Origin of the sequence: Pseudomonas sp., from assembly GCF_050739995.1 — a bacterium.
Taxonomy (GTDB): Bacteria; Pseudomonadota; Gammaproteobacteria; order Pseudomonadales; family Pseudomonadaceae; genus Aquipseudomonas.
Genome location: NZ_JBOICG010000184.1, coordinates 1 through 5,856, shown reverse-complemented (window position 1 = coordinate 5,856; position 5,856 = coordinate 1). Strand labels below are relative to the sequence as shown.

Genomic DNA, 5,856 nt, shown 5'->3' with positions numbered 1-5,856 from the left:
CTCGGCGCAGATCGCATTGCCCAGGTCGATATCGAAGCCCACCAGGCTGCCATCGGCGGCCTTGGATTCGAACGGTGCGTAGGACGGATCGACACCAAAACGCAATTCCTTGTATTCCTTGGCCAGTGCGGTACCTGCAGCCATGCACAGAGCCAGTGCAGAAAGGGTCAGCAATGCTTTTTTCATTATGTATTCCCTGGAAACCAAGATAAGCGCTTGTGGCGCGTTGATGACTGTTACTGAACGGTGTCAGACGGATCACAAGTAGCAATTTCTGCACCATAGTTCCGAATGTGGTTCCGAATGAGTGTTTCAAAAGGTGGGCTAAGGGAGTTCTGAGTGTAGGAGATGCCCAGAAATGGGCATCAAAAAGTGAGTGCACCACTTTGGAGCTGTGCTGATTGCAATGTGGGAGCTGGCTTGCCTGCGATAGCGGTGCACCAGTCACTTTAAGCGTGACTGACACGGCCTTATCGCAGGCAAGCCAGCTCCCACATTTTGATCCGGTTTCTTCAGGGGAAACCGGGTTACTTGCCAGGCGTCAGGGTCAGTCTGGTTTTTCCATACGCCTTGTCAAAGTTCTGTGGCTGCATCGGAAAGCTCAGGTATTGCGCCTTGAGCGACGGTTCGATGCCATTCGCATAGTTGGGGCTGGCCGGGTTGCCGGACTGGCCGATGCCGCCTTGGCCCATCATTGGTTCAGCTTGGCCGAAGTCGACGATCATGCGCAGCGCCGGGATCTGGGTGGTGTTGAAGTCCTGCCCCCAGCTGTACGGCGCCGGATTCAAGGTGTTGTGGTCGCCGCCGCTGGCAAACGGGCCGCGAATCACCTGGCCATTCGTGTTTTTCCAGGTGGTGCTGTGCAGTTTGCCCCATTGCCAGGCTTTGTGATCGCCCCCTAACAGGCTGTCGCCGGCGCTGATCGCGGCCGCGAGGCTGCGGGCGAGGATCGCTGGCTTGTCTTCTTTTTGCGGCGTGCGCGTGTCATCCCAGAACGGGCTGTCCTCGCGGCCCAGCAGGTGGTCGGCGGTGGCGGAGTAAGACAGTCCGGCATTGCTGACAAAGGCTTTCCAAGTGGCACTGTTTTGCGGGCCGAGCTTGTCGAGGAAGATCTGCTTGGCGCTTTCCTGCAGGAACAGTTCGTAAATCGCGGCGTCAGCGGACGTGGTTGTCAGGCGACCATCAAAGGCCATCAAGCGACTCAGCGCCTCACGAGCCTTGGCCTGCTCGGCCGCCGGCAATGCATCAATCGCCTGCTTCAGCGGCTGGGCCATGCCCGGTGCCTGGAACATGGTCTTGAGCTTGGCGGCAAAGGTGGTGGTCTGGTCGTATTGCATGGCGATCATGCTGCGGCTGTCATGTTTGCCGGCATTGGCCAGTTGCGCCAGGCGCTCGCTGCGCTCCGGGGCATCCCAGGAGTTGGACAGCTGCATGCCATAGCCACGTGGCGCGGTGCGCTGGTTGGCGGTGCCGATCCAGCCCTGGGGCGGGTCCTGATCATAGGGATGCAGCATCGCGTCGGCGTAGCCGTCCCAGTCGAAGCGCGCGTCCCAACCCGGCGAGGGCAGCAGGCCTTCGCCTTCACGACGATTGGGGAAGCGGCCGGTGACTTGCCAGCCGATATTGCTGGCGTCGGCGAAGATCATGTTCAGCGCAATGGCACGGATTTCCCGGGTGGCGTCCGAGGCCTTGCCGGCGTTTTGTGCGCGGGACAGGTCGAAGAACGCGTCCAGGCTTTTGTCGTCCTTGAAGTCGGCGGTTTGCAAGGCCAGGCCGAAACCGCTGGTCAGCGCCTGGCTGCTGTTGAGCAAGGCGCCGTGGCGGGTTTCATACACCGCTTCGCGAATTGGCCGTTGCCCCTTGGCGAAGAAGGTTTCGTTGCGCACGACGGCGGGCAGCCATTTGCCATTGTTCTCGTAGTACAACGCGCTGCCTTGGCGTTTGACCTTCTCCAGGAACAGGTCCTGGGTATCGCCTTTCACCGCGCTCATGCTCCACGCGACTTTGCCGTTGAAGCCGGACAGCAGCGTCGGCAGGCCTGCAATCGAGGCGCCGACAGCCTGGTACTTCGGTGCGCGGATCTGCACGTAGCTCCACGGCGATGGCGCCTGGGGTTGGGCGGCCAAGTCGCCTGCCAGCAGGCTTTTGCCGCTGCGACTACGTTGCGGGCCAATGGCCCAGTTGTTGGATGTGGTGATGGCCAGCGCGTTCAGGCTGCTCAGTTGTTGGCTGGCCGCGTCCAGTCCGGCGAGACCGGTGATCTGGCTTAGGTTCAGGCCCTTGAGTTTCTCGGTTTCCGCCGTCGGAATCGCCTCGTCCGGCGCGCTTGGGGTGAGCCAGGCGAGCTTGTCGACGCCGACTTTTTGCGCCAGCACCAGGGACGACAGTTCTTCCTGCAGGTTGCTTGACTCGCTGAAATTCAGCAGGCAGAACAGCAGCGCCGAATCTTCCGGCTTCCAGTACTCAGGCTTGTAGCCGGTCTGGGCCAGGTCCGGCGGCAGCTTGTCGCGGTAGCGGAACAGGTAGGCGTTGACGCCGCGGGCATACACTTCGAAGAAGCGCTTCAGGCGCGGCGACGAAGCGTTGTACAACTCACCGGCGCTTTTTTTCAGGTTGACCGCCCGCATGAAGCGGTCGACATCCAGCACGTCAGGACCAGACATCTCCGCCAGGCGACCCTGGGCCAGCAGACGCAAGGTGACCATCTGCGTGATGCGGTCACCGGCGTGCACATAACCGAGACTGAACAGCGCGTCATGGAAGGTGTTGCTTTCGATCAACGGCATGCCTTGGGCATTGCGGCGTACCGACACATTCTGCGCGAGGCCTTTGATCGGCTGCACACCGGCAGTTGGGGGCAGGGTGTCCTGGGTGCTCTGGAGCTGGCAACCGGCCAGGCTTAATGCACTGGCCACTGCCGCGGCAACGCCGAACCGGGGAAGAAAATGTGAGAGGGCTGGCGAGGCCATGGCAAAGCTCCTGCGGGGGTAGCGTCAGTAAAGGCGCTACGTTAGTGAGCGCGGCGAAACGACGCAAGCGGGAGTTTGGGTTAAGCATCAGATCTTGAAACTTGCGTAAAACTAATGTGGGAGGGGGCTTTCCCCCGATAGCGGGCTGTCAGTCAATAAATGTGTGACTGATCCACCGCTATCGGGGGCAAGCCCCCTCCCACATTTAGACTGTGCACGGCTTTGAATCAGGACTTGGGCGGATTCACTTTCTGCACCAACTCATAGGCCCGAACCGTCGCTGGTCGCTGCTCAATGCTGTTGAACCAGCGCTGCACATGGGGGAAGTCTTCCAGGCGCTGACTCTGGCGCTTATAGGAAGCAATCCACGGATAGATCGCCATATCGGCAATGCTGTAGTCCTCACCCGCCACAAAGGCGCGGTCGGCCAGGCGCCGGTCCAGAACGCCGTAAAGACGGGCGGTTTCATCGACATAGCGCTTGATCGCATAAGGAATCTTCTCCGGCGCGAACTGGCTGAAGTGATGATTTTGCCCGGCCATCGGCCCCAGCCCGCCCATTTGCCAGAACAGCCACTGCAACGCTTCCTGGCGACCACGCAGGTCCTTTGGGATGAACTGGCCGGTTTTTTCCGCGAGGTACAGCAGGATGGCGCCCGATTCGAACAGCGAAATCGGTGCGCCACCGTCTGTCGGGTGGTGATCGACGATGGCCGGGATGCGATTGTTGGGAGCGATCTTCAGGAAGTCCGGCTGGAACTGCTCACCCTGGCCGATGTTGATCGGGTGCACCTTGTAGGGCAGGCCGGCTTCTTCCAGGAACAGCGATACTTTGTGACCGTTGGGGGTAGTCCAGTAGTACAGGTCGATCATGAAGCTCTCCAAAAAGGGTGATGCTTGAGCGAATGCCTGTAGGTATAGGTGATGTTTGGTGTACGAAAATTCAATGAAACATTTGCGCATACCCTTAGACGTTTTTCACACCGCACTGTCCACCAAGACCTGCAACGATTGCTGTGAACACCTTTCGATGCGCGCCTGCACGCCGTACACCTCGGCAAACATCAGCGGGTCCAACACCTTGTCCGCTGCACCGCTGGCATACAAGCGCCCCTGGCGTAGCACGGCGATATGGTCGGCGAAACGCGCGGCGAGGTTGATGTCGTGTAGCACCACCACCGCAATCAGTTGATGTTGGCGCACCAGTCCACGTACGCAGTCCATGACTTTCAATTGGTAATTGAGGTCGAGGGCGCTGGTGGGTTCGTCCAGCAGCATGACCTGGGGGCGGCGGGCGATGAGTTGGGCGAGGCTGACCAGTTGGCGTTGGCCGCCGGATAAGGTGCTCAATAGTTGATCGGCCAAATGCGTGATGCCGATGCGCCGCAACGCCTCGAAGGCTTCACGCAGGCAGGCTTCACTGCTCAAGGGAATGCCCTCCACATTGGCCACGCGCAGCGCGGCGATCACGCTTTCCATCACGCTGAGGTTCAGGCCCGGTGGCAGGTTTTGTGGCATGTAAGTTACGCGCCGGGCACGCTCGGCCACGGACATGGCCGACAAGTCGAGGTCGCCCAAACGCACAACCCCCTGCATCTTTTCCAGCCCGGCCACGGCACGCAACAACGTGGATTTACCCGCCCCGTTGGGGCCGATCAAGGCGGTCAGGCTGCCGTGGGGCAGGGAGGGCAAGCTCAGGTCATGCACAATCTGCCGACGCCCATAGCTGACATTGGCGTGGTGTACGGTTAACCCTTCACTCATAACTGCCTCCCGCGTTTGAACACCAACCCCACGAAAATCGGCACGCCCACCAGAGCGGTGACGATGCCCACCGGCACAATCACGCCGGGCATGATCCATTTGCTGGCAATCGATGACAGCGACAGCAATAAGGCGCCGGTCAAGGCGCTGGCGGGCAGCAGGAAGCGTTGGTCTTCGCCCACCAGAATCCGTGCGATATGCGGACCGACCAAGCCGATAAATCCGATGGTGCCTACAAATGCCACGGCGGTGGCCGACAGCAGGCTGATACGCAACAGCGAGAAAAACCGCAGGCGCTTCACGTCCACCCCGAAGCTTTGCGCGCGGTCTTCCCCCATGCGCAGTAGGGTCAGGCGCGGGGCGGCGGCGAAGGAGAACGGCAGCACCACCGCGACCACCAGGGCCAGGATGCCGAGCTTGTCCCAGTTGGCCCGGGTTACGCTGCCCAGGGTCCAGAACACCAGTTGTTGCAGCACGTCTTCGGTGGCGACCAACTGCAGCAACGCCACCACTGCGTTGCAACTGAACACCAATGCGATGCCGAACAGCACCAGGCTTTCCACCCCGGCACCGCGCAAGCGTGACATGGCTTGCAGCAAAAATACCGAGGCGGCGGCGAAGATAAACGCCGAGATGGAAACCGCCGTGTTGGCCGACACCCACAGCGTGGTCACTGGAAACACGATGACCAGCGAGGCACCCAAGGCCGCCGCCGAAGACACGCCCAGGGTAAACGGGCTGGCCAGCGGGTTATTCAAGATCGCCTGCATCTCGGCCCCGGCCAGGGACAACGCGCAGCCCACCAGCACCGCCATCAGTGTGTAGGGCAGGCGCACGTTCCAGATGATCACTTGGTCGGTGGCGCTCAAGTGGGAAGGGTGCAGGATGCCATCAAGCAGGGCCAGCAGGCCCATGCCCGACGGACCGCTCGCCAGGTCCACCAGAATCGCGCAGGCCAGCGCCGTACCGAGCAACGTCAGCAGCCAGGCACGCCGCGCCAGAAGTCGGCGATAGCCGTGGGTGGCGCTGGTGAGGTCGAGGGGTTGAGTGGTCATTTGGCTCTCACAATTTTTGAACACGATGAAAGTCCAAATGTGGGAGCGGGCTTGCTCGCGAATGCGGTG

The 5,856-nt window shown here is 60.8% G+C and carries 5 protein-coding genes; all 5 read right to left on the bottom strand.

All coding sequences use genetic code 11. The features are described 5' to 3' along the window. A partial coding sequence (locus tag ACRESD_RS06500; RefSeq protein ID WP_431750174.1) for a transporter substrate-binding domain-containing protein occupies positions 1-186 on the bottom strand: 186 nt, incomplete at its 3' end. A gap of 341 nt (positions 187-527) precedes the next feature. Continuing rightward, positions 528-2,969 (bottom strand): penicillin acylase family protein, encoded by a 2,442-nt coding sequence (locus ACRESD_RS06495; RefSeq protein WP_431750173.1) that lies wholly within the window; start codon positions 2,967-2,969, stop codon positions 528-530. Positions 2,970-3,196: 227 nt separating this feature from the next. Then, entirely contained in the window at positions 3,197-3,841 is a 645-nt protein-coding gene (locus tag ACRESD_RS06490) for a glutathione binding-like protein (protein WP_431750172.1), read from the bottom strand. Between the two features lie 105 nt (positions 3,842-3,946). Beyond that, positions 3,947-4,732, bottom strand: coding sequence for an ABC transporter ATP-binding protein (locus ACRESD_RS06485; protein WP_431750171.1), 786 nt, complete (start codon positions 4,730-4,732; stop codon positions 3,947-3,949). Continuing rightward, positions 4,729-5,787 (bottom strand): FecCD family ABC transporter permease, encoded by a 1,059-nt coding sequence (locus tag ACRESD_RS06480; protein ID WP_431750170.1) that lies wholly within the window; start codon positions 5,785-5,787, stop codon positions 4,729-4,731. The genes ACRESD_RS06485 and ACRESD_RS06480 overlap by 4 nt, the downstream gene beginning before the upstream one ends. Between the last annotated feature and the right edge of the window lie 69 nt (positions 5,788-5,856).

Excerpts from the sequence above, each read along its gene's own strand:
- ACRESD_RS06495 (WP_431750173.1), bottom strand. The coding sequence starts at position 2,969 with ATGGCCTCGCCAGCCCTCTCACATTTTCTTCCCCGGTTCGGCGTTGCC.
- ACRESD_RS06490 (WP_431750172.1), bottom strand. The coding sequence starts at position 3,841 with ATGATCGACCTGTACTACTGGACTACCCCCAACGGTCACAAAGTATCG.
- ACRESD_RS06485 (WP_431750171.1), bottom strand. The coding sequence starts at position 4,732 with ATGAGTGAAGGGTTAACCGTACACCACGCCAATGTCAGCTATGGGCGT.
- ACRESD_RS06480 (WP_431750170.1), bottom strand. The coding sequence starts at position 5,787 with ATGACCACTCAACCCCTCGACCTCACCAGCGCCACCCACGGCTATCGC.